We start from the raw sequence: 22128 nt of genomic DNA, 5'->3' as shown, positions 1-22128 counted from the left end.
CTTGCAACCGTTGCTATTTTTTCGGCTGGAATCACGTGCCAAGCTGTCCGATTGCTATCCTCGCGTCCCGGCAAAAAATGGCGAACCTGCCTATAACAATACAAACAAAGTCATCTAGCCCATATCATTCATTCATAAAAAAATACTGTTGAACAGGGATGATATTGACTATAAATTTGTGATAATTACGTTTTTTCCATTTGCGGGATTCTGCCATGGGAGATCTTACCGCCGCAATACTGAAAGTATATGATTATTCGACTACGTGTACTGACTGGTCAGGGGCACAATCAGCACTTTACAATCTATTCCGCGCTAATCACGGAACACTTCGAATAGGCCGAATAGACGGCAGCTCAGTAAATTTATTAAATCCTTTTGCGCAGTTTGAAACGCTTTATGCTGAAAAGTATCAGTTGATTGATCCAGTTCGATCTGCTGCGAACCGTCTTTATTCAAATATGCCTTCAACTTTTCAAGCTTATACTGCGACTGATTTGGTTGCAGAAACGACTTACAGTCGCTCTCAGTTTTACCGAGAATTTGCCGTTGAGCACGGACAAAATCACATGTTGCTGGCACCGGTTGGAGATAAGGAAAAGACCATAGTTTCGTTCTTTCGTGACGATTTAGCGTTTGCGGAAACGGATAAGCAGCTACTTGTCGGACTGTTGCCTCATCTTCAGAGAGCAGTTCAAATCAATCGTCAGTTTCAGCAAAAGCAGTTAGAAGCTGCTTTAGGGACAGCTACAATTGAATCCTTATCGGCGAGTGCTGTTGTCGTCGATGTTAATTTGAACGTCCTTCTTGCAAATAACGCGGTTCTATCGATGGTTTCTGCGCGAAATCATCCACTGAGTTTTACTAATCCAAGCAGGCCGACAAAAGTCGGGAAAACTGTCCTTAGTCTCAATGACCGTGATGCCAGTCTGAAGTTAAATGTATTGGTGAAAGACGCTGCCACAGGCGGAAGTGGCGGCTCAATGCGCGTTGAGTACCTGGATGAATGGGAAAATCAGCGTCAGCTGGCTATACTAGTTTCCCCGAATCCGACTCAAATTGCTGGTTTGTTCGGCGTGCAGAATACAGTTGTGATATTTTTTCGAGACCTGTCCGAAATTAACCTCCCTTCAGACGACCTTCTGTGCGCTTTGTTCAATCTGACAAAAACTGAAGCTGCGGTCGGTTTAGCTTTATTGGGTGGAAATAGTGCTGAAACTGTATCTCGTATACGTAACGTTTCACTAGAGACCATTCGAAGCCAAATTAGAGTTATACTGCGAAAATCTGGCGCCAATAATCTGCGGGATTTCGAACGAATTGTCTCGTTAGTTACGATCCGTAATAACTCATGAGTTCCGGACATCCGCGTGTTACCGAAACGCCTCACCATTTCTGGTGATGTCACGTAGTTCGTGAAGTCATACCGTGTAATTGAAAATTAACTGCTCTTCCAAAAACTCGAACAAGATTTTTTCACTAATTCGCACGGAGATAAGTATGAACTCTGTAATAAAGCTTATGGCGTTGAGCCTTGCAGTAGCAGTTGCCTCCCCTGCAGGCGCTGTCACAATGAAAATAGTTGTTCCAGCCACACAAAATAACAATATCATTCAGATTGCGCAGGGATGTCCTGCAGGAATGTGGCGTGGTCCATGGGGCCACTGCCGCGATACGCCTTACTCGGGTCCGCTGCCAAACAATACGTGGGTTGGCAATCCACCTCCTGCTTTCAACTATTTGGGTAACGGATGTCCTCCCGGTATGTGGCATGGTCCATGGGGGCATTGTCGCGACACGCCTTATCAAGGAAGGCTTCCTGACGGTCAGTGGAAAAACTAAGCCAACAAGTTTCAATCCATTTTATTGTGAGCAAGTAATATGACCATGAGATCTCTGACTTCATTAACTCTCTCCACTTCAGTCGCACTGTTTTCCTTGCCCACCTTTGCCCAAGACAAACCTGCTGAAACCGCTCGTCAACAAGCACCTGAAATTGTTGAAATATATACCGCAGATGATGCAGCCGCAGTACTCGATGCCCGGATTATAGCGCTAAAGACAGTTCTGGCGCTGAATGATGATCAGCTAAAAAATTGGGACACTGTTGAAAAAGCAATTCGGGATATTGCTGCTAAGGCTGCTGAACGTAAGCATGAACGATCAAAAGCAACACCACCTGGTAACATTGCGGATATATTGGAACGCACTGCAGATGCTGAGATTACACGCGGTGAAGAGCTTAAGAAACTTACGGCTGCTATGAAACCACTCGTTGAGAGCCTGACATTTGAACAACAGATGAGAATTCCATCATTCCTGGGAATGAAAGAAAGCTCAAATGGTTTAGCTCAGCCGACGTCGGAACTCTGGATTTTCGAAGAAGAACAATGACAATCTTAATTGGGTTTCTACCGTTTCTAATTTTCGCTGTAGTATCCACAACCCACGGTGCGTTTGCTGGTCTTCTGGCAGGCGCAGTTGTGTCTGCGGTACTCACTGTTAAAGCTTTCCGGAATAAAAATGAGGTTAGAATTCTGGAAGTCGGGACACTCATACTGTTTCTTGTCCTTGCTATTTATGTAAAGCTTCAAGGTCAGGATCTTTCGATATTCATCGTCAAATTTTGGGTAGATATCGGCCTCTTTGTCATAGCAGTAGCTTCAATGGGTTTAAGACAGCCATTCACGATGCAATTTGCCCATGATCAGATTGACGCCAAGTATTGGGGGTCACCAGAATTCCAACGCAAAAATTACGTTATGACTGGAGTGTGGGCACTTATATTTCTCGTAATGGCAGGTGTCGAAGCAATTGTTGGTTTCGGCTCAGATCTGTCTGTAAATATGGGAACTGTGCTGGTTCTGACTATTCTGGGATTTGGTATATGGTTCACAAAGTGGTTCCCAACCAGATCAAGTTCATGATCGGTCACGACAATAATAACACAAAAGAGCGCAAAATTTTAGTTCATTTCGCCAAGTGAGGACGTGCGGTCCAAGGCTGCGTGCTATCAGTCCGCGTGGCATTTCAATGCCACGCGAAAAGGCCGGAGATATCATAATTATGAAAACCTTAATCGACGGTCTTCCCCAAGGTGTCGGCCACGAACGCGCCGCGGTTTCCCATAGGCTGCGGCGTCCCCGTGGTAGAGTCGCAAGCGGTTTGGTGCTCCAGCTCTGCGTTAAGTTCAGCACCGACAATCAATATAATCACTGAGAGCCAGATCCACACCATCATGCCTATAAGTGCGCCGAGCGCGCCGTAGGTCGCGTTGTAATTCGCGAAGTTTTCAATGTAAAATGAGAACAGGATTGATGCAGACATCCAGAGCAGTGTGCTAAACACCACGCCCCAGTTTAACCACCTGAATTTTGCCTGTTCGCGGCTGGGACCAAAGCGGTAGATTACGGCGATACCACAGCCGACCAGAACAAGAACGAGAGGCCAGCGCGCGAACCGCGCCAGGAGCTCCTGCCATCGATCCAGCGAAAGATAAGACAGAGCCGCTGGAAGCACTCCGATGGCCACGATAAGAACGATGGCGATAATAAGCCCACCGAATGTAAATGTCAGAGAGAGGAAGTTCAGGCGTACAAAGCTCCGTTTCTCCTTTTCTTGATATGCAACGTTCATAGCATCGAATATCGCCTTCATGCCACTGTTGGCACTCCAGATCGCTACAACAAGACCAGTAAGGAACGCAAAGCTCAGCGTAGATGTTTTTTGCTGTGTGAGAGCAGTCAACTGATTGAGTATGACGTCGAACGATCCAGGTGGAAAGACACTTGCCAGGAAGCCAATGTGTCCCATAATTGTTGAGGGGTCGGCGACGAATCCGTAAAGAGCAACAAGTGCAGCCAGCGCCGGAAATAGTGAGAGCAACAGATAATAGGTCACACCTGCCGCGATAAGCGTTACGCGATCGACCATCACAGCCTCAATGACGCGCCAAAAGACGTCCCTAAGGCCCCTTGGCGGTATATCTCCAGGCGATTTGGCATCCCGTCCACGATCAGAACCCACACTCTCTGGTAAAATACGCTCCTGGCTATATTTCATTCTTAAGGATCCTGTTTCAGCTGAACCCTTAACGTGCAAAACCGCATGATGTTTCCGTCTGTCTTCGGGAGAAGTTCTTTTTATTTGAGCACCGATTGCGGGGATGTCAGGGGGTCTTGCTGTCGTGGCATAGGCCAACCATGTTGAGTTTTTTACTAGTCTTCGTCCACACCCCCATGGGTCAGTTCACAGCGGCAATCAACACGCGAGGCCTGTAAAGACCACTTAGGCATTCTCGAAGCCATCGAGAACAAAGCTTTCGAATTCGCGTCAGCTTTACTAAGACGCCATATCAGCCGCTCGGGTGCTGAGAACGTTTAACGTTTATAGTTGGCAAGAATACCTAATTTAAGCATTTTCTATGAAATTCAATCACCAAGCATCTGGTGTGAGACGTAAATCGCAAAATTGAAACATTTCCACTTCGATTTACGCAGATACCAACCGGCTATCACTCAACAGTCCCGCCTCTTCGAGTATTGGATGCGCGACCGAAACAATATGAGCATTAATACGCTTTAGATCGCGTAGCATATCGAGATGGATAGAGCTTGTGCGAAGGCTTTCGATCCTTCCGTCACGAAGTCTCGCAAGATGCTGTTCGGAGGATAATTTTTCCATACGGCGAACTTCGATTTTAATCTCCATAAGTCGCTTAGCGAGATGAAAGTCTCTCGTCGCAAAAATAGTCTGAGCAGTACGTATATTTTCGACGGTCAGATCAAATAATCGCTCGAGTTCGCCAAAGCCATCGTCAGAAAAATGCAGGCCAAGTGCCGCTTTCTTCGCTAATGAAGGCACCAACCCCTTCTCGACTATGTCGCCTATATGTTCAAGATTGACGGCATAGTCGATGATTTCCAGTGATCGACGGTCATTTTCTTCAGTCAAACTTTGGCGACCGAGATTGGACAAATAGACTTTCACTTCCTGCTGGAGAAAGTCGACACGCTTTTCAAGTAAAGAAATATCAGTTGAGGCAGAAGGATCGTTTTTCTGAAAAGCTGAGGACATCCGCATCAGCATGCGCTCCACGAGATCGCCTATACTCAAAACTTCGCGCGTTGCTCCAGCCAATGCCATCACTGGCGTCGAAAGTTGCTGAACATCGAGAAACTTCGGGCCCATATCTGACTTCTGCGGATCAGGAAGTAACCGGATCATCAAATCGGATAACAAGCGCGAGAATGGCCATGCCACGACCGCCAATATTAAATTGAACGCAAGATGTGCATCCACGGGCAGTTTACTCGCTGGAAGTGATAATGCCGCCGCCAAATCGGCCCCGTATTGAGCGAGTGGAAGTGCAATCAAACATCCAATTCCCCGAACAATTAGATTGCCCAATGTAACTCTTTTTGCCGCAACCTCTCCTCCCACAGAAGCGATCACCGGTGGAATTGCTCCGCCAAGGTTCGCGCCAAGGACAAGGACGATGAGGAGTGCCGAAGGTAATACGCCGGTAGTGGCAAGGGAAAGGATCAGGACAACCGCTGCCAGACTTGACGATGAAATGAAGGCAATCCCCGCCGAAAAAAGCAATGCCACGGGCCATGCATTATTCAGCATACTCACGAAGCTTGCTATTGCGGGTGAATGGCGGATTGGCTCTGTGGCCAAACCAAGAAGGTGCAGCGAGAGCAACATCAGCCCTATGCCAACCAGCATAGTCCCAATACCACGGCGATTTCCGGCTCCTTTTTTCAGAAGTACTATGCCAGACAATATCAATAATGGCGACAACCACTCTATTCCGGTAGCAACAATCCAGGCGGTTACTGCGGTGCCAACATTTGCGCCCAAAAGCACAATTTGAGCCATACGCTGTTGAATGAAATCACGTTCAACAAATGAAGCTACCATCAAGGCGGTTGCTGTCGAACTTTGGAGACCAATTGTAGCCACAAAACCAGAAATGAAGGAACGGGGGCCATTGCTCGTGCCACGGGCAAGCCCCGATCGAAGGCTGGCGCCAAATGCTCGCTGAACGCCATCCTTAACCTGCGCAAGCCCAAATAACAGCAGAGCCACGGCACCGCACAAATTGATTATGACGATTGTGGATTCCATCATAAGGCTCCGATGGTTTTATCTGCAAACAATTGGTGCTTATTTCATCAGACGGAGCCGAAACCTCCGTGGCGATACGCCTCTATTCAAACTTCAAGGCGAAGAGGCTTTCATCGTCTAAAGGCGTCTGGCCGAACCAATTCAACCGGCTGACACAAACATTGCCACGATCCAGCAGATCATTATCATCTCCATCGGAAGCGCTATGTGCACGGCCACGAGGGATTATAATCTCCGTGTTTTGCCCGTCAGATGACAATATATCAGCCCGAATGCCAATTTTGTCACGACCGATCCGTGGTTGTGCAATCGCTGCCGGCAGACGCTCAGGCAAATTGACACTGAGCCAATGCCCTTCCAGAAATATGGTATCGCGCTTGTTGAGTATCTGTCTGACGAAGTTTACAAGCCAGTCAATATCGCTGTCAGCTTCTGCGGCTTGCTTAACGCGCGAAAATCCAATCGCCGGAACACCCCAAAACGTTGCCTCTCTGGCAATTCCGAGTGTGCCAGAGTACACAAGGTCTTCAGCGACATTACGACCATCATTGATGCCCGACAACACAAGGTCTGGCTTCTTCTGACCATCGAAGAGCCATGTCATCGCAGCAACCACGCAATCCGCAGGCGTGCCTGAACAAGAATAGCGACGAATTCCCTTTTCCACCATAGTAAGCGGGCGGGCAATCGTGATGGAGCCACTCGCTGCTGTGCGCTTGCCATCAGGTGCAACAACCCACACATCATCGCTAAGCCGTTCCGCAACTTGCGTTAGCCGCGCAAGTCCAGGGGCATCAATGCCATCATCGTTTGCTACGAGTATTCTCATTTCATCTCCATTCAGATTGAAAACTGCAAACCAGTTAAAGCTGTCGTATTGAGAGTTGTCAGATAAGGTTTGAGTTCTTCAAGCTTATCGAGTGCGCAGGAGTGACCAAGTGCGGCGGGCTTTCCCGCATTTTGCCAGAGTTCTAAGTTCTCCGACCGGGTGGGATGGGTAGGAAGTCGTATCCAATTCGCCAGACCTTGTTCCAACAGAGATTGCGCCGGTGTGTTTTCTGGTACATGCCCCGTCAGCAGCACAGGCACATTTTGCTCTGCCGCTTGTCGCAATGCTTGTATAGAGGGGCCCACACTACCCATGCCGTCAAAGGTCAATAAAGGACAATCAGGCAAATCAGCGTCTTCACTCCAATCAGTTGCCCCTTTGAGTTTTGATCGCAACGACCGGGCAACCTGTGATGAGAACGCATTTGGGACATCAAGCTGCGCTTCCAGTGAACGACGCATCGCGTGATGGATTGCAAAACGGTCTGGAAGAATTGCCATCAATTCGAGTGGCTTCCCGGAAACCGGCACAGGGATCACCAGTTTACCATTATGCGCGTCAATAAAGCTCTCGATCTGGCAAACACGGTCCTTCGCAGAAACCGGATCACCACCATAGGACGCATCGAGGATGACAAGATCACAATGCGGTAGCGGGTCCATCAGAAAAACATCGCTTTTGGGGACGACATCCGCACAATAAACAACGCGTTTCGACTGCGTTGTTACCGAAAACCAAACACCTCCCGCTACATGCCCCGATCGCCCTGACGCAACCTCTGTCTGACCGACACGAATGGTTTCGCCCGGGACGAACACTTTGATTGAAATGTCGGCCAACGAGTTGGCTTGCTTATGCAATGGGTCAGCATATTGACTAAGCATTGACCCTGCATCGTCAAGGGTTTCCTGCGTCATATAAAAGGTGCCCTTGAACCCATTGGAATTCAGCCAATACAGCGCACCAATGTGGTCTTCATGTGCGTGGGAAATAAAGGCTGCATCAAGTGCTGAGACAGCCTGTTCCGCAATGGCCGGATAATAGTCACGCCCCTTCGCACCTACTTTAATGCCAGCATCGAATAAGAGTTTGCTATCAGTGCTTATGCCAACACTGGTTCGGCCCTTTTCTCCAAAGCCACCGTACAGATCGATCAACATTTCTCTACTGCTCCCTCTGGAATTACCCAACCGGAGTTAATGGCTATGTTAATCGTATCGCCTTCCTGTCCACCGGCCATATCCGGCAAATCAAAAGTGAGTTCGACGGAAGGATGATTTACCGGGTGCGCTTCAATACGAGCCCCACCGCCACGATAGATGCGACGCTTGACTGTGAGTGCTATGCCATCACTGTCCCGCAACTCTATGTTCTGAGATCGTATGCATATCTTTGCTTCAACATTTGACCTCTGCCCCGGAGCGCAGCGCAACGCTGCTTTTTGCCCGAACACTTCAACTTCACAGTGCCCATTATTTTCAGCGCTCAAGACGCGTGCAGGCAGAACCATTCCATTGGCGATAAACGACGCCACCATCTCGCTCTGAGGTCGCTCATAGAGCTCCCGCGGAGTGGCAAACTGGATCAGCTTTCCTTTATCCATCACCGCTATACGATCAGCCAGAGCCATCGCTTCCGCCTGATCATGCGTAATATAGACAATCGTGGTGCCCGTACGTTTATGAAAAGAGGCAAACTCATCCTCCATCGAAGCGCGCAAGTGCACGTCCAGATTGGCAAGAGGTTCATCAAACAAAACCAGTGATGGCGTAGCAACCAGACATCGTGCAAGCGCCACACGCTGACGCTGACCGCCCGATAAATTAGCGGGTCTGCGGTCTCCAAGTCCGGTGAGATCAACAAGCGCAAGTGCCTCTTTTACCCGTCGCTCCAGTTCCGGTTTCGCGACCTTTGCCACACGAAGACTGTAACCGACGTTTTCAGCAACAGTCATATGGGGCCAAAGCGCATAGTTCTGAAAGACAATACCAACACGGCGGTTTTCAGGTTCGACGTGACTATCGATAGCTGACATTACCTTATCACCAACACAAATTGTGCCGTTGGTGATTTTCTCAAAGCCAGCAATTGCCCGTAGCAGAGTTGTTTTTCCGCAGCCTGATGGCCCAAGGACAGCTACAAACTCTCCGTTCTTGATATCAAGCGTGACATCAGAAAGGGCGTCGAAATTGCCGAAGTTTTTAGTGACATTTTTAATGTTTAATCCCGCCATGGGAGCACTCCATCAGGCAGACGCCGCGCGAAAAGGTTCGTCGACAGCATGAGAAAAATCGTTACCAATATCGTTACAATCGATGTGGCAGCGGCATATGTGGAATCCCCTCCCTGCTCGAAGGAGAAAATAACGACTCCAATGGTTTCAGATCCTGACGCCCAAAGAAGAGCCGAGACGGTCAGCTCGCTAAATGCCGTCAAGAAGATCAGAACTCCGCCAGCAAGTGTAGCTGGCGCGACCAATGGAAATATTATAGTTCGCAAGCGCATGAACAGGCTGGCACCAGCCACCTGTGCAGCTTCTTCAAGCGAGCGATCAATCTGGTGAAGTCCACTAACGGTCGGCCGTAAAGCGAGAACAAAGAACCGAGCCAGATAGGCATACAAGATAATCCAAATCGTATTGTAGATGTGAAAGCCAAATATCGGCATCGGCTTTAGAAATAGCAGCAAAGAGGCAATCGCCATGACCACACCCGGCAGGGCGTAAGGGAGTTCGGCAGTAAGATTGAACAGCCTCGTCCACCAACGTTTACGCCATGTTGTGATATAAGCCAAAGGCACAGCAATCACGACAGCGAAGAAAGACGCCGCCAGCGACAACCCAAAGCTGTTCAGGAAAGCGCGTTCGGTGGCTGCGTGTTCAAAGAGGATGAAACTGTAATTGGCAAGCGTCGCAGTTTCCCATGTCAGTGGCGTGCCATAGGCGCTAACCAAAGACGTCAAAGCAAGACCCAGAACAGGTAGCCCCAATACTGCAACAACAATCAGCAACATGACGGCTTCGATCCAAATACGCCAACGTCCGAGCTCAAACGGGCTTGCGGGGAGCGACGTTGAGGCAATTCTATAATCGCGCCAGCGTGAGACATATTCTTGAGCGACTATACCAACGATTGCTATCACGCCGATCAAAGTAGACAAGGTTGCCACATCTGTAAGAACAGCTGGCCCGCCACCGCTCAGACGCTGGTAAATCAGTGTCGGTAAAACAAGATAGTTGGCCGGGATCCCCAGGAAGGCTGGGATACCGAAATTACCAACACAAGAGACAAATGTGAGTGCGGTCGCTCCAATGATTGAGGGCGCCATCAGGGGAACGATGATGGTGCGCAAAACTGTCATTTTTTTCGCTCCGCTGCTCAACGCGGCCTCTATGAGTTCGCGTGGCAACTTGCGCAGTCCCGCACGCACAATGAGAAACACAAGTGGCCCGTATTGCACCCCAAGCAGCAGAATGATCCCTGTGCTTGAATAAAGCGGGTTACGCGATCCCAATGGCGGCGCCATTCCGATCATCTTGAGGAAAGGGCTCGCAGGGCCAAACAACTGTAGCCATGCGAGCGCTGTAACCTGCGGCGCAATCAGCAATGGTGTTACGTAGAGAAATATAAAAACGGACCGCCCGCGAATATCCGTGAGGCTAACCAGCAAGGCCACACCTGTTCCCAGAATAACAGCGAAAATCGTCCCGAAAACCCCGACATACAGTGAATGCCAAGTCGCGGTCCAAGTCGCTGAAGAGGAAAAGACGCGCCCAATTGCCTCAACCGCCGTACCTTTGGCGGGCATGGCGACTTCAAGGAGAAGCCGTCCCATTGGGAGAAGCGACAGCAGAGAAACGATAATAATCGTCCCTGCAATCAGAGCCTTATCCCGGCTCTGATTGTTTGTCTCGGATATTTTTTGCATAGGTCTCTAGGCCCTAACCGCCAAACATTTCTGTGAAACGCGACTTGTCTTCGTCAGTTTTTTCCAGAACCTTTTGCGTATCTATCGGCATAATTTTAACGGACAGCCCCTCAGGCATCCAAGCAGGCTTCCCTACAGATGACTTGGCGGGCAGATAGCCCTGCCTCAGAGCAAGATTTTGGCCTTCATCCGAAATGATGAAGTCAATGAACTTCTTCGCGTCATCAGCGTTTTTGGTCGTTGACATGATAGCGACCGGCTCAGTCACAGCTGGTACGCCTTCTTCAGGAAAGACGAACTCTACAGGTGAGCCTTTTGCTTTAGCATTTAGCGCCATAAAGTCGACAAGGACACCATAGGGTTTCTCGCCGCTGGCAATAGACTTAAGAACCGCACCATTGCCTCTGACGCTTACGACCTCATTTTCTTTGAGAGCGTCAAAAAACTTCCAGCCGAGACTATCATTAGCCACAAATCCACTCAGCAGATATGCTGCGGCACCCGAATAAAGGGGACTAGGCATAACAATCATGCCTTTATATTCTGACTTTTCAAGGTCCGACCAGTGCTGTGGTTTTTGTTCAGCCGCAGAATTGTAAGCGATACCAGTCGTAATCAGCTTGCTGCCAAAATAGTATTTTTCCGGATCAATTGTTCCAGCCTCAAAACCGTCGACGTTTGCGTCAGAATACTGCATCAACCGGTTATCGGCTTTTAAGCTCTCCATGCTGACAGCATCAGCAATGAGCAGCACATCAGCCTGTGGTGCGCCAGCTGAAAATTCTGCCGCTAGTTTGCTCATGATATCGCTCGTGCCCGAACGGTATACCTGAACATCGACGTCCGGATTGAGTTTGCGGAACTCTTCAACGGTCTTGGCCGCATCAGCGTCGGGCTGTGAAGTGTAAAGCGTAAGTGTTCCAGCCAGAGCTGTCCCGGCAAACATAATGCTCGCAAAGCAGGCCGTGAGGACACCTATCCTCCGGGTTAAATCCTTCATTTATTCCTCCCATAGGAACGCCATCGCGGGCTGTTCCTGTTCCTCCCAGTAGTCGGGCAGTTTGATGCCCTTAAATGATATAATAATGTTCATTTGTTCTTTGTCAAATACATTTGAACAGTTGACGCAAGGGGCACTTTTTTTGCTATAACTTATGCAGGTTTAGAAATTTGTGGGGGGAGCGAGACAAAGATGACGAGCAAAAGCTGGCCGTTGAGATCATCAGACCTCAAGGTGAAGACAGTCTGGCTGTACTATGTAGAGGGCATGACGCAGGAGCAGATCGCCGAACAGCTGGGTGTCAGTCGCGTCAAGATAATGCGTACACTCGCCGCCGCAACTGCCGAAGGAATTGTCGTTACACGTATTAATGCAGCCACGACCGCCCAGATCGAGCTTGAGCGCCGTCTTGAAGAAAAATGGGGGCTGGCATCTGCAATTGTCGTCCCTACTCCCGAAAACAGCGAGAACCTTGAGAAAGCGCTCGGTAATGCCATTGCCGCATATCTGGATCAGGAAATGCAAGATGGAATGACGCTTGCGATCGGAGGAGGTGCAACACTCTATGCCAGCGTCCAGTTCTTGGAGCATCGTAAGCTTCAAGATGCATCCGTTGTCGCCCTTGTAGGAAGCCTTCCACACTCACGCTGGATCAACCCTTCTGTTGTTGCCGCGCGAGTAGCGGAGGTCTACGAAGTGGACAGCTATCAGATTACAGCGCCGGTCGTTCTCGATGAACAAGGGTTACGGGAGACTTTATGGCGCCAATCGGAACTACGTAATCTCCAGCAACGTGCAGCTCAGGCAGATATTGCATTACTGACAGTAGGTGCAGTTTCGGAAGACGCCACGATCTTTCGGCATGGGATCGTTTCGTCTGATCTCATAAAGCCGTTACATGATTGCGGAGCGGTCGCCAACATACTCTGCTATTTCGTCGACAAGCACGGAAAACTGGTTGATCACGAGATCAATCAACGTGTGATGTCGATCGACCTGCACACGGTAGCAGCAATCAGCCGCGTCGTATTAGCAGCCGGCGGCACCTCTAAAGTTACGGCAATCCACGCCGCACTCAAAATTGTTCCGGCAAGCGTCCTCATTACCGATAGTCAAACGGCAATAGCCCTCCTTGATGACTGACGGTCCTCGAGGGGAAATTCTGTAGCTCTTAATTCAAATGTCAGGCTTTACGGCTGCGCAAGAAATCTAACAGGCCTACATGTGTAATTGCCTCGAACTCATTGGTGACTTGCTCAAAATGTCGTTTCTGAGCTTGCATCATCAACAAGACGGCACGCATTTCTGCAGAAACGCCGAAGCGCTCCCAGCGTTTGGCGACATGCACAGGAATATCGGCGGCCTCACAAAAATTCGATATATCGCTGTACCCAAGCTCATTCAGCACCACGCCTAGATCGGTCGCAGACATACGCTCTTCTACAGCATGATCATGAAGGCGCTCAGCAACAAGCTGAATATCGCGTGGCGAAGATTCAGCAAGTCGCGTTAAAATCCCTCCAACTTCAGTCAAAAGTTTTGACACTTCAGGTTCTCCTCAGCATGCCGGCGAGCCTTACCGGCTCTTATTATCGCGTGCTAAACATTGATTGATTGATAATTTTAATCAAGCGTCTTTCGAAAATCCAATCCAAAACGTCACCCTTACAAGGTTGCGTCATAAGATTTTCATGTCTGATCCAATGTGTACCAGTGTTGTTGACCCAGTTTTTGTGCCGTGGAATAACAAAGATTGTAGGAGAGGGCGGCTTTCCGCCCTCCATTCGTGACCTGCGAAATAGTTAACGGGAGTTGATCGTCCAGAAATCCTGCCAATCCTGAAGCTTTGAGTAATCGCTTTCGGCTGTTTCGGAATGCGGGACGTAAAGCTGGTCAATGACATTGACGATTCCGGACACTTCACCTTCAGGAATTTTCGCGCCCTTATTCGACGAGATTTTACCATCAGCCAATTGTGGTGCCATGCCTTCTCCGGTCATCATATAATGCACGAAAAGTTTTGAGGCATTCGGGCTTTTTGTGCCGGATGCGATGACGGCAACGCGTGGCGTAAGCTGCCCTGCCCAAGGCTTCATGCCCGCACAGATACCCATCGTATAGCCATTCTTCTTGGCATCGCGGAAGATCGAAGTGCTGAGGAAGCCCATAAAGGGCTTTTCCTGTCCTTTTGCACCAATGATCGGACCAACTTCGGTATCACTGCGGGTAACGCTTGGACGGTTCTTAGCGAAACGCTTGACCCATTCCGCGGTCGCGCTTGCTTCATCGGTTTTCAATGGCTCACCGAAGAACTCTTCATATGCCTTGCGCATGGCTTCATCGTCATGCTCGGCAATCTGATTGAACCAGAACATGGTTTCGTTGCGCAGAAGCGGATCTGGAATAGCAATGCGGCCCTTCCATTCTTCCGTGGTCAATGCCCAAATATTGTCGATTGGGCACTTATCGCCATGGACATCCGAGTTATACGCCCAGACCCATGGGTTAAGGCTGGTGATGGCCGGGTTCTGATATTCCGCGGGCACCTGATCTTTGAGATCGACAGGAAGCCAGCTGAGACCTGCGCCCTGAACGATGATTTCCGACGTAACCGATGGCAAATTGCTCATGTTGAAGACGTCCGTGCGAACATTGTTCGCAGTAGCTTCACGCAGAATGACCTGCTCCTGGTTTTGGCCGTTCATCTTCACGCCCGTAGCCTTCACACCGTATTTTGCGGTGAAGGCTTCGGCCATTGTCACGATCTTGCCAGTGGCGTCCACAACGGTAATGCCCGGCTCTTTTTTTGCGGCTTCAATAAGAGCTTCGAGCGAGTAATCCGCATCCTTGATGCCGATTTCAGCCACAGGCTCTGCGAAGGCAGCCGTGCTTGCCAGAAGTGCGGCGCTCAATGAAAGAGCCGCACAGGTGCGCAAATATACAGTCATCGTTTCCTCCTAGTTGATACTTTTTGAGAATATGTTGCTCAGCGATTAGCCACTGATGCGCATGCCTTCTTTGTCAAACACATGGACGTGGCTGCGTTCGACATGGAACCAGATTTCATCACCGGCCTTACGGATTGGAGCATCTGCAGCGATCGCAAAAAGCTGCTCGCCATGAACTGACAGCTCTACAATCCAGCTACCGCCAGTGGGCACGATGTCGATTACTTTGGCCACACACCCCTGCTCGACAGGCGTATCGCTGAGACGCACCGATTCCGGCCGGATACCGACAGAGCCAACACCGTTTGTGGTGAAGTCTTGTGCTTTCAGATAATCGCGTGCCCATGTGGCCATCGCGCCGTTATTATTGTCGTTAAGCTCGGTGATGTTGATTGGCAGATTGCCAATGAACTCCGCCACAAAGCGATTAGCGGGACGCTCATAAATATCGTCAGGCGTGCCAAGCTGCTGCAACTCACCTTCGCTCATCACCGCAATCGTAGTTGCCAATGTCATGGCCTCCCACTGATCATGGGTCACGAAGACAACCGTCGAACCTATTTCCTGATGAATACGCTTGAGTTCCGCACGCATTTCCAAACGCAGTTTCGCATCGAGATTGGAAAGCGGTTCGTCGAGCAGAATAATATCGGGCTTAAGCGCCAACATACGCGCCAGTGCTACACGCTGCTGCTGTCCACCCGACATTTGTGCGGGTAAGCGATCACGGTAGCGCTCGATTCCAAGCTTTTGCAGCACATCATCAATGATCTGGTCACGTTCGACTTTTGCTACCTTGTGCAACTTCAAACCGAACTCGACATTCTGCTCAACTGTCATATGCGGCCAGAGTGCATAGTTCTGAAAAACCAGACCCATGCCACGCTTTTCTGGCGGCACGTAGATACCGTCATCGACCGAGACGATCTTCTTGCCATCAACGAGTATCTGGCCTTCGGTTGGATATTCAAGGCCAGCAATCATGCGCAGCGTGGTGGTCTTGCCGCAACCTGATGGCCCGAGCAGGCAGAGAAATTCCGACTTTGGGATTTCAAGTGAGAGTTTTTCAACGGCAGCACGGGTGGCTTTGCCGTAGCTCTTTCTGACATCGCGAATAGTAATGCTCGACATTATTTGCCTCCCAATCCGTCAGACAATTTGCTGTTGGTGAGTTTTTGAACGATGACCGTGCCGCCGAAGGCGATAACGCAGATCATCAAAACGACTGCATTTGCGGCCTGACTGTAGCTGTAATCAACAAGGCGCAATGCATAGGTGGTGAGAACGTCTGTGCCGGGAACAGCCAGCACGACGACAAGGCTCAGACCTTTGATGCCAGAGATAAATGGCAGCAGAATTCCTGAAACCAGCGAACCTTTCTGAATGGGGGCGACAATCAAAACGAGCCGACGCCAGAAACCAGCACCCACAACCTGAGCAGCTTCCTCCGGCGCTTTGCCAAGCTGCATCATCGCCGAAATACCTGCACGTGATGCAAAAGGCATCTGATCAGCAAGGATGGCGAGAACCAACAAGATCGGGGTTCCGTAAAGAGCCGGAAGTGGTCCGCGTTGCACGGCAAACATTGTGAGATAGGCGGCAGCAAAGGCAATGCCGGGAACCAGATATGGCAGGAATGTCACCTGACGCAGGAATGTTCCAACAATTGCCACCGGCGTGCGCGCCACAACATAACCGACCAGCAGACCAAGAATACCGGCACCCAATGCAGCCGAGCCGACGATCCAGAGCGTGTTCCAGGTCGCTTTCCAAAATTCACCTGTCAGCAGAATCCCATTGCTCATCGCGGTGGTGTTGAGATTAGTCCCGATCCAAAAATCCAGGGTAAAATTATCCAGCGCGAAAACGCCCGGCACACGCATAACCGTCGTCAGCAGAAGCGCCATCAGTGGAATGAACGCGCTGACAACGAACATCAGTGCAGCAAAGCTGAATGCAGGTACACGGAAACGTCCGAGGTCAGTCTCGCGGTTCATCGAACCCTTGTTGCCAATGGTCACAAAGCGGCGTGCTTCTTTGAGCAGATACATATCGAGAAAGATCGAAATACTGCCAAGAACGACAATCGTCGCCGCGAGAACTGCACTCATGCCAGCCTGACTCGTCGAGATTGCGCGAAACAGAGACGTTGCCAGAACATCGAAGCCGACCGGCACGCCAAGAATATAGGCAACACCAAAGTCACCGAGGCATTTTGCAAAAATCAGTGTTGAAGCAGACACAAGCGAGGGCAGCATTAGCGGCAAAATGATGCGACGCGCAATCAGTAATTTTCCTGCACCCATCACACGGGCTGAGTCTTCCAGTGTGGAATCAAACTGCCGCAACGCATTGCCGAAAAGTAGGATCACAAACGGCGTATAGTGCATGGCCAGAATGAGCGTGATTGGCAACATGCCATACGCAAGCCAATCAGGTGGCGAGAAACCCAAGGCTTCCATCCAGCTTGGCTGACCACCTGTGGTACGGTTTTTAAACAGGGTCAGCCAAGCCAGTGCGAAGGTCCACGAAGGCAGCATGTAAGGAACGATCAATGCTGTCGAGAACCACTTCTTGCCCGGTAAATTTGTGCGGCTCAAAAGCCATGCCAGTGGAATACCCGTGACAAGCGCAAAGACAATCGAACCAACAGCAATCATAATTGTGTTGGAAAGCGGTCGCCAGAACACATCTGTTGCAATTGCGGAAAAGAATGCACGATTGAAGTAGTAGAAGGTCAGTTCGCCAATTTGCTGGCCCGAGCGTGCCCGATCAGCAAATTGGACAATCACTGCATCTGACAAGAGCAGCACGATTGGCGCCGCGATCAGATAGGCAAAAGCGATTGCCAGCAAAACCCCGATCAGTGTCGTAGGGTCTGCATTGTAGACCTTATATTTGTAGGTTAGTTGCTTGTAAAAACTCATTATTTTATCCACTTTGAGCCGAAGTGATCCCTACTGAAACCCATATGGATTGCAGTTGACTGTGTTCTGGCTTGCTGCGGGATCTGGCATCCGAAAATGCCGCGCGAATTGTCCGCTTGATTTGAAGTGAATTATGGAGGCGGTGCGCCAGCCTTCTCGCTCACCTCACGCACCACGGACCATGCGGGGCCATATTCAATGGAGATGAAGTGATCATCGCCTTGAAACTCGGATCTCATTTCAGGCGTGAATGAGAAATTGAAGAAGCAGCGCTTCATCTCCGCCACGAGGGACGGCGCGAGATTATGAGCATAGGCAAATGAGGAAGTTGGAAACAAATCGCTCTGATAGATCAGACGAACACCATCACGCTTCACAAGCCCTCGCTCGATCATGCGTTCAAGCACATCGGAGGCAACAGCCGCCATATCGTAATCACCAGCAACAACACCGAGGATCGATTTATCGTGCCCGCCCGACATGATGGGCACATATTCCTGCCCCGGCGTAAGACCTTCTTTTGGAAAGAGCGCGCGTGGTGCGACATTGCCGGAATTTGAGAATAGTGAAGCATGGGCGATGCGACGCCCTTTAAGATCATCCAGCTTTTCATAGGGTGAGTCCGCGCGCACGACAGCAACCAGCCGATAACCGCGCATCTGATCACCAGTGCCTTTGGCGGCAAAAGGAACGGCACCTGCGCGATTGACCGCCTCAATAGTCGGCCCGGTCGAGAAGCCCGCAAAATGCAGGCGTCCTGAACGCATCGCCTCAACTTCATCGGCACTGGACTGGATCGGATAATAGACAATCTGCCGTCCGAGGCAGGCTTCAAGATGCTGGGTGAACGGTTTGAAGAGCCGCGCATAAACCGCCGGATCTTCTATAGGCGTATAAGCCCAGACAAGCGTTTGCGGGTTGCGCAGTTGCGATGGATCAAGGGGAGCGTCAGCGACAAGGTCGCGGTTCTCGTCGCAATAGCGCTCATCCAGCGCACCACGATAAGCGCAAGCAGCTCCAGCGGCATTCGCGCAAGCGATGCTCAACAGTAGCCCAAACAAAGCTATGCCTAAGCGGCATACCAACTCGCGCCAAAACATTTTCTCTCCCCTGCACTCTTGCTATGATACAAGTGCTGCAGCCTCTTCCGTTATTTTGAAGACTATCAATTCTAGCTGTCAGAATCCTGTCATCGCCAAAACGCTAAATCGAAACATTGAAAACAACATGCGCATCCTTCTCGTAGAAGACACTATCGACATTGCGTTCGCTATCGCATCGAAGCTTGAGAAGGAAGGCTATGTAGTCACAACTGCTTATGATGGCGTGCAGGGCGAAGACTTGGCCGTGAATGGTTCTTTCGATGTCGTCGTACTTGATATAAATCTTCCCGGCCGCGATGGGTTTGCAATTTTACGCAGCATGCGCGAGCGGTCATTGTCCTGTCCTGTGCTGGTCATTACAGCGCGCAACCAGATTGCCGACAAACTCGATTTGCTAGAACTTGGTGCAGACGATTATCTGGTGAAACCTTTTGACCTGCGAGAGCTTGTAGCGCGCATTAGAGCCGTTGCACGGCGCCATATGGGTGTATCGCAGCCACTCCTGCACATCGGCGATTTATCGATCAACCTTACTCAAAGATCGGTGATGCAGGGTGATGAGCCGTTGGATTTCGGGCGACGTGAATTCGACGTTCTTGAAATGCTGGCAACCCGTATCAATGTCGCTGTGCCCAAAGATATGCTTGTTCTCAAGCTTTTTGGTCATGATGACACCGGAACCCCCAATGCGATAGAATTGCTGATTTCCCGCGTCAGAAAAAAGCTGGAGAGCAGCAATTTGGAAATCGTAACGCAGCGTGGCGTTGGCTATTTGCTACGCCCGAAATTACAGCATCCGTGATGGTTCGCACATCTGAACACAAAGAATACTCGATCCAACGCCGCATTCTGGTGGGCAGTGGATTAACGCTGCTTGCAGTGACTATCCTATTGTTTTTTCTTGGGCGCTGGTATGCCCATCGGGCAGCCGACGAGGCGTTTGATCGTGTTTTAGGTGCCGCCGCACTCTCGATAGCTGACACAATAACTTTGCAGGATGGAGCACTCAGCGTCGATCTTCCCCACTCTGCATTTTCAATTCTTGGCACCTCACGGCTTAACCGGATTTTCTATCGTGTCGTCGCCCCTGATGGCAGTCTGTTGACCGGCTCGCCTATTCTGGGGCTGGAAATTCCACATGGCAGCAACAATCATGTTCGCCTGAGCGACAGTATTTATCGCGGTGAAAAAGTCCGCGTAGCTGCTGTTGCCCGTTATCACAGCGACGCGAAAGGCGGTGGCTGGGTTGATGTTTTGGTGGGTGAAACCCGTGAGGCGCGACAACAACTTACGTTGCAGCTAAGCCTCAACACAATATTGCCAGCACTTGGAGTTGCTATACTGGCTTTGGTTCTTATCTTGTTGGCGATCCGGTTTGCATTCCGTCCATTGCGTACCGTTGAATCTGATCTTCGCCGGCGATCATCATCCGACCTTAACCCTGTTTCAGGCCCCATTCCTAAGGAAGTCAGCGCACTCGTTGCAGCGCTTAACGATTTCATGGATCGGCTGAATAATGTTCTTGCCGGATTAAAGCTCGTAACGGCGGACGCCGCGCATCAGATTCGCACGCCGCTTACTGCTTTACGTGCGTTGACGGAATTGTCGCTCGAAGAAACAGACCCGGGCAGAAAACAGGAAATACTTTCCCGCATTCACGCGAATTCCATCAGTGCAAGCTTGCTCGCAAATCAGCTTTTATCAGAAGCAACAACGCTACACAGCATCCAGTCGCGAAAACTCGAAATTCTTGATCTGCGTCAGGTGACCCAAGACGCCATCAGACGATTGCGTGCTGAGGGAAGCTATCAGGACTTATTGCAAACGCTCAGTTTCGATAATGCCAATGAGCCGGTTTATGTGAATGGCGAAACCATCAGCCTGCGCGAAATGATCCGAAACATCATCGAAAACGCGCTCATTCACGCTCCCAGCCCGATTACCATCAATCTCTCTCAAAAAGATGGCATCATAACGCTTGGTATTCACGACCGAGGCGCGGGACTTACGCCTGAAATGAAAGATATAGCCTTCGAACGCTTTGTACGCGCAGATCAGAGCAGACCAGGTTCGGGGCTTGGTTTATCGATTGCAAAAATGGTTGCGGAAGCACTCGGCGGGCATATTGAATTGAAAGATAGGCAAGGCGGCGGGACGAGTGTTCTGGTAGCTTTGCTGGCGGCAACCCCGGATCAAAATCCATGAAACATCTGTTCTCTTATTTTTTTTCCGTTGTGATTGTCATGATATCGTCGTCATATAACGCACAAGCGCAGAACAACTCTCCTCCAAAACCTCAGTTCAGAATTGTTGGCGATATTGCAGCTGAAACGTTAGCACCTATCAAAAAGGGGCTAGCTGAACACTTATCCGGAGTTGATATAACATATCAGCAGATCCGGCCAAGTGAATGGACATCCCGACTTCTCGCTGGTGCAGCTGAGGCAAATGCTGCCGATCTTGTTATCCTTTCAACACCAGATCTTGCAGTCCTGATCGCGAATGAGGGGAGTGCGCAGCAAAGAAGCCGGATTGCCCGTAATGCTGGACTTACGCCACAGGCACACTGGCGCAGTGAATTATTCAGCTTCGGTTTTGATCCAGCGGTTAGTGTTGTCAGACGTAGCGCCATTGATAAAAATTTGCCCACAACCCGCATTGAACTTGCGCGACTGCTTGAGCAGAACGCCGTGCGCTTTCAAAAGCGCGTTGGCATTGTTAATATTGGCATCGATAATGTCAGCTATACACTAGCTGCGCAGGACTCTATCCGGTCGCCGTTGTTCTGGCGAATTGTCCGCGCCTTCGGTGCTTCACAAGCACGTATCTTTGATACAAGTGAAGAGCTATTAGGGGCCTTATCGGCTCGCAATATCGATCTTGCCTATAACGTACCCTTGTCTGAAGTCAGTAAATGGAAATATGACGTCGAGGATTTTTCAGTGATCGTTCTGAAAGATTACGTCGTCGCTTTACCTTGGACTTCCCTCATCCCAAACAAAAGCAAACACGCAAATATCGCCGAACAAGCGATCACGTTTCTCTTGTCGACTGACGGACAAACCATCGTTCGACAGACGGGGTTGGTAGCAAAAGCCAGCCAATCTGGCGGTAGGCCGCTGCAAGCTGTCGAACTTGGGCCGGAGCTTCTGGTTTATCTCGACGCGTTGAAACGCAGCCGCTTTCTTGATACATGGTTTCAGCTCGTCGTACATGAGTGAATATCGTTACGTTGACATTTTTGCAGATCAGACATTTGAGC

20 protein-coding genes are annotated in these 22128 nt (G+C 50.0%); 8 read left to right on the top strand and 12 right to left on the bottom strand.

Annotated elements, in window-relative coordinates; genetic code table 11:
• Window positions 1–215 precede the first annotated feature (215 nt).
• The 4 genes from WH356_RS10910 (at window position 216) to WH356_RS10895 (ending at window position 2927) form a co-directional block, all read left to right on the top strand.
• Window positions 216–1355: a helix-turn-helix transcriptional regulator gene (locus WH356_RS10910; protein WP_339510664.1), complete on the top strand. Its 1140-nt coding sequence runs from the start codon at window positions 216–218 to the stop codon at window positions 1353–1355.
• A gap of 145 nt (window positions 1356–1500) precedes the next feature.
• Window positions 1501–1842, top strand: coding sequence for a GCG_CRPN prefix-to-repeats domain-containing protein (locus WH356_RS10905; protein ID WP_339510662.1), 342 nt, complete (start codon window positions 1501–1503; stop codon window positions 1840–1842).
• 39 nt (window positions 1843–1881) lie between these two features.
• Complete coding sequence (locus tag WH356_RS10900; RefSeq protein ID WP_339510660.1) at window positions 1882–2394, top strand: Spy/CpxP family protein refolding chaperone; 513 nt, start codon at window positions 1882–1884, stop codon at window positions 2392–2394.
• Window positions 2391–2927 (top strand): hypothetical protein, encoded by a 537-nt coding sequence (locus WH356_RS10895; protein ID WP_339510658.1) that lies wholly within the window; start codon window positions 2391–2393, stop codon window positions 2925–2927. The genes WH356_RS10900 and WH356_RS10895 overlap by 4 nt, the downstream gene beginning before the upstream one ends.
• Before the next feature lie 148 nt (window positions 2928–3075).
• Here the strand turns inward: WH356_RS10895 and WH356_RS10890 are convergent, their stop codons facing one another.
• The 7 genes from WH356_RS10890 to WH356_RS10860 all read right to left on the bottom strand — a co-directional run bounded on the left by WH356_RS10890 (window position 3076) and on the right by WH356_RS10860 (window position 11888).
• The gene (locus WH356_RS10890; protein ID WP_339510656.1) at window positions 3076–4062 is read right to left on the bottom strand and encodes a YihY/virulence factor BrkB family protein; all 987 of its coding nucleotides are present in this window, start codon (window positions 4060–4062) and stop codon (window positions 3076–3078) included.
• A 429-nt stretch (window positions 4063–4491) separates the two neighbouring features.
• Window positions 4492–6132 (bottom strand): Na/Pi cotransporter family protein, encoded by a 1641-nt coding sequence (locus WH356_RS10885; protein ID WP_339511167.1) that lies wholly within the window; start codon window positions 6130–6132, stop codon window positions 4492–4494.
• Between the two features lie 82 nt (window positions 6133–6214).
• Complete coding sequence (gene surE, locus WH356_RS10880; protein ID WP_339510654.1) at window positions 6215–6961, bottom strand: 5'/3'-nucleotidase SurE; 747 nt, start codon at window positions 6959–6961, stop codon at window positions 6215–6217.
• Between the two features lie 11 nt (window positions 6962–6972).
• Window positions 6973–8121, bottom strand: coding sequence for an MBL fold metallo-hydrolase (locus WH356_RS10875; RefSeq protein WP_339510652.1), 1149 nt, complete (start codon window positions 8119–8121; stop codon window positions 6973–6975).
• Complete coding sequence (locus tag WH356_RS10870) at window positions 8115–9194, bottom strand: ABC transporter ATP-binding protein (protein ID WP_339510650.1); 1080 nt, start codon at window positions 9192–9194, stop codon at window positions 8115–8117. The genes WH356_RS10875 and WH356_RS10870 overlap by 7 nt, the downstream gene beginning before the upstream one ends.
• Complete coding sequence (locus WH356_RS10865) at window positions 9182–10888, bottom strand: ABC transporter permease (RefSeq protein ID WP_339510648.1); 1707 nt, start codon at window positions 10886–10888, stop codon at window positions 9182–9184. The genes WH356_RS10870 and WH356_RS10865 overlap by 13 nt, the downstream gene beginning before the upstream one ends.
• A gap of 13 nt (window positions 10889–10901) precedes the next feature.
• The gene (locus WH356_RS10860) at window positions 10902–11888 is read right to left on the bottom strand and encodes an ABC transporter substrate-binding protein (RefSeq protein ID WP_445253655.1); all 987 of its coding nucleotides are present in this window, start codon (window positions 11886–11888) and stop codon (window positions 10902–10904) included.
• Between the two features lie 192 nt (window positions 11889–12080).
• Between WH356_RS10860 and WH356_RS10855 the strand changes: the two genes are divergently transcribed.
• Window positions 12081–13031 carry a sugar-binding transcriptional regulator gene (locus tag WH356_RS10855; protein WP_339510646.1) on the top strand — a complete coding sequence of 317 codons (951 nt, stop codon included), beginning with the start codon at window positions 12081–12083 and terminating at the stop codon, window positions 13029–13031.
• Window positions 13032–13071: 40 nt separating this feature from the next.
• Here the strand turns inward: WH356_RS10855 and WH356_RS10850 are convergent, their stop codons facing one another.
• The 5 genes from WH356_RS10850 to phnD form a co-directional block, all read right to left on the bottom strand.
• Entirely contained in the window at window positions 13072–13434 is a 363-nt protein-coding gene (locus WH356_RS10850; RefSeq protein ID WP_339510644.1) for a hypothetical protein, read from the bottom strand.
• A gap of 256 nt (window positions 13435–13690) precedes the next feature.
• Complete coding sequence (locus WH356_RS10845) at window positions 13691–14836, bottom strand: ABC transporter substrate-binding protein (RefSeq protein WP_339510642.1); 1146 nt, start codon at window positions 14834–14836, stop codon at window positions 13691–13693.
• A 45-nt stretch (window positions 14837–14881) separates the two neighbouring features.
• Window positions 14882–15967, bottom strand: coding sequence for an ABC transporter ATP-binding protein (locus tag WH356_RS10840; RefSeq protein WP_339510640.1), 1086 nt, complete (start codon window positions 15965–15967; stop codon window positions 14882–14884).
• Complete coding sequence (locus WH356_RS10835) at window positions 15967–17763, bottom strand: ABC transporter permease (RefSeq protein ID WP_339510638.1); 1797 nt, start codon at window positions 17761–17763, stop codon at window positions 15967–15969. The genes WH356_RS10840 and WH356_RS10835 overlap by 1 nt, the downstream gene beginning before the upstream one ends.
• A 131-nt stretch (window positions 17764–17894) precedes the next feature.
• A complete protein-coding gene (gene phnD, locus WH356_RS10830) occupies window positions 17895–18863 on the bottom strand; it encodes a phosphate/phosphite/phosphonate ABC transporter substrate-binding protein (protein ID WP_339510636.1) in 969 nt (322 codons plus the stop codon).
• Between the two features lie 127 nt (window positions 18864–18990).
• On the opposite strand from phnD, the gene WH356_RS10825 reads away from it, so the two are divergent.
• Genes WH356_RS10825 through WH356_RS10815 form a run of 3 tightly spaced genes read left to right on the top strand, consistent with a single transcriptional unit; the run spans window position 18991 to window position 22087 of the window.
• Window positions 18991–19668: a response regulator transcription factor gene (locus WH356_RS10825; RefSeq protein WP_339510634.1), complete on the top strand. Its 678-nt coding sequence runs from the start codon at window positions 18991–18993 to the stop codon at window positions 19666–19668.
• Window positions 19668–21071 (top strand): sensor histidine kinase, encoded by a 1404-nt coding sequence (locus tag WH356_RS10820; protein ID WP_339510632.1) that lies wholly within the window; start codon window positions 19668–19670, stop codon window positions 21069–21071. Before WH356_RS10825 ends, WH356_RS10820 begins: the two co-directional genes overlap by 1 nt.
• The gene (locus WH356_RS10815; RefSeq protein WP_339510630.1) at window positions 21068–22087 is read left to right on the top strand and encodes a substrate-binding domain-containing protein; all 1020 of its coding nucleotides are present in this window, start codon (window positions 21068–21070) and stop codon (window positions 22085–22087) included. Before WH356_RS10820 ends, WH356_RS10815 begins: the two co-directional genes overlap by 4 nt.
• Window positions 22088–22128: the final 41 nt, after the last annotated feature.

The organism is Ochrobactrum sp. MYb379, from assembly GCF_037479515.1.
Lineage (GTDB): Bacteria > Pseudomonadota > Alphaproteobacteria > Rhizobiales > Rhizobiaceae > Brucella.
Note: the sequence above shows the minus strand (reverse complement) of the source record. Positions and strands in the feature narration are given on the sequence as shown.

Excerpts from the sequence above, each read along its gene's own strand:
- WH356_RS10905 (WP_339510662.1), top strand. The coding sequence starts at position 1,501 with ATGAACTCTGTAATAAAGCTTATGGCGTTGAGCCTTGCAGTAGCAGTT.
- WH356_RS10910 (WP_339510664.1), top strand. The coding sequence starts at position 216 with ATGGGAGATCTTACCGCCGCAATACTGAAAGTATATGATTATTCGACT.
- WH356_RS10885 (WP_339511167.1), bottom strand. The coding sequence starts at position 6,132 with ATGGAATCCACAATCGTCATAATCAATTTGTGCGGTGCCGTGGCTCTG.
- WH356_RS10840 (WP_339510640.1), bottom strand. The coding sequence starts at position 15,967 with ATGTCGAGCATTACTATTCGCGATGTCAGAAAGAGCTACGGCAAAGCC.
- WH356_RS10890 (WP_339510656.1), bottom strand. The coding sequence starts at position 4,062 with ATGAAATATAGCCAGGAGCGTATTTTACCAGAGAGTGTGGGTTCTGAT.
- phnD (WP_339510636.1), bottom strand. The coding sequence starts at position 18,863 with ATGTTTTGGCGCGAGTTGGTATGCCGCTTAGGCATAGCTTTGTTTGGG.
- WH356_RS10825 (WP_339510634.1), top strand. The coding sequence starts at position 18,991 with ATGCGCATCCTTCTCGTAGAAGACACTATCGACATTGCGTTCGCTATC.
- WH356_RS10870 (WP_339510650.1), bottom strand. The coding sequence starts at position 9,194 with ATGGCGGGATTAAACATTAAAAATGTCACTAAAAACTTCGGCAATTTC.
- WH356_RS10875 (WP_339510652.1), bottom strand. The coding sequence starts at position 8,121 with ATGTTGATCGATCTGTACGGTGGCTTTGGAGAAAAGGGCCGAACCAGT.
- WH356_RS10820 (WP_339510632.1), top strand. The coding sequence starts at position 19,668 with ATGGTTCGCACATCTGAACACAAAGAATACTCGATCCAACGCCGCATT.
- WH356_RS10900 (WP_339510660.1), top strand. The coding sequence starts at position 1,882 with ATGACCATGAGATCTCTGACTTCATTAACTCTCTCCACTTCAGTCGCA.
- WH356_RS10855 (WP_339510646.1), top strand. The coding sequence starts at position 12,081 with ATGACGAGCAAAAGCTGGCCGTTGAGATCATCAGACCTCAAGGTGAAG.
- WH356_RS10865 (WP_339510648.1), bottom strand. The coding sequence starts at position 10,888 with ATGCAAAAAATATCCGAGACAAACAATCAGAGCCGGGATAAGGCTCTG.
- WH356_RS10895 (WP_339510658.1), top strand. The coding sequence starts at position 2,391 with ATGACAATCTTAATTGGGTTTCTACCGTTTCTAATTTTCGCTGTAGTA.
- WH356_RS10845 (WP_339510642.1), bottom strand. The coding sequence starts at position 14,836 with ATGACTGTATATTTGCGCACCTGTGCGGCTCTTTCATTGAGCGCCGCA.
- surE (WP_339510654.1), bottom strand. The coding sequence starts at position 6,961 with ATGAGAATACTCGTAGCAAACGATGATGGCATTGATGCCCCTGGACTT.
- WH356_RS10860 (WP_445253655.1), bottom strand. The coding sequence starts at position 11,888 with ATGAAGGATTTAACCCGGAGGATAGGTGTCCTCACGGCCTGCTTTGCG.
- WH356_RS10835 (WP_339510638.1), bottom strand. The coding sequence starts at position 17,763 with ATGAGTTTTTACAAGCAACTAACCTACAAATATAAGGTCTACAATGCA.
- WH356_RS10815 (WP_339510630.1), top strand. The coding sequence starts at position 21,068 with ATGAAACATCTGTTCTCTTATTTTTTTTCCGTTGTGATTGTCATGATA.